The organism is Flavisolibacter nicotianae (genome assembly GCF_003628535.1).
Lineage (GTDB): Bacteria > Bacteroidota > Bacteroidia > Chitinophagales > Chitinophagaceae > Flavisolibacter > Flavisolibacter nicotianae.
The window spans coordinates 1-888 of the sequence record NZ_RBCI01000059.1 but is presented as its reverse complement, the minus strand read 5'-3'; the positions used below and the strand labels follow the sequence as shown (position 1 = coordinate 888).

At 39.0% G+C, this 888-nt stretch carries 1 protein-coding gene; it reads right to left on the bottom strand.

Features of this window, described 5'->3' with window-relative positions:
* Window positions 1–145: 145 nt before the first annotated feature.
* Window positions 146–888: hypothetical protein (locus tag D6024_RS26390; RefSeq protein WP_205573382.1), on the bottom strand; the 743-nt coding region annotated here is incomplete at its 5' end.

Sequence of the window (888 nt, the reverse complement as noted above, 5' to 3'; positions counted from 1 at the left end):
ATTTCTGCCAACGTTAAAGCATTGCTGTCAGGTGTGGACTTGGCAGCATTGCCGATGATTAAAGTTAATCAGATGCCATGTTATTCGTCAAGCTGAATAGTAATACGTATAGCCACACTTGCAGCAATGCGCTGTTGGCAGCCGTTTAATTTTTATCAATAAGTAACAATCTCCATTTCTTCTGTATCACCTGGTCTAAGAAATGAATAAAGTTATCCCTGTCCGGCTGAAGCCTTTTGTCATTAAAAGCACTGTCCTGATTGATGCAGTTTTTAATCAATTTGGCTTTGTCTGCAGTTATCTCATTAAAAATCTCGTCTCGAAAAACCGTTTTAATATTTTTGTCCCAATATCCGGTATTGCCATAAATGTGGTCGTCAAACACTTTACACTTGGTTCGTAGCCGGTTGAAAAATGTCACGTTGAACTCAAAGTCGCCTAAACTTGTCTGCACCCATTTCTTTTGAAATGTGTCAGGCAAACATTCAAAAAAGAAAAGGTAATGAAGGCTACTTCCAAAGTATTTTTCGCCGTCATTCTTTGTTGTTGCAGCTAAAACCTTTCCTGCAAGGTCATAGTCTGATATGTTTGGGGAACGGGTGTGTTTACTGAACCTCATTTCGCCCGTTACAACGGATGATTGACTTTCCGACAGCCTTTTGAAACAGCTGTCCAGCTTTCCATTTCTGAATTGAGGTGGTGAATACTCACTAAAGAATGTGTCAACTTTCTCTTTGTCAAATACCAGAAAACCAAATTTGTCTTCGTTATTAGTGTAATAATCAGAAGACGCATATTCCATAAAATTTTGGTTTTGTCCGCAACTAACCATTGCCAATGTCAAAAGCAGTATGAATGGTAGTGTTCTCATAAATGGCTGCCAACGGA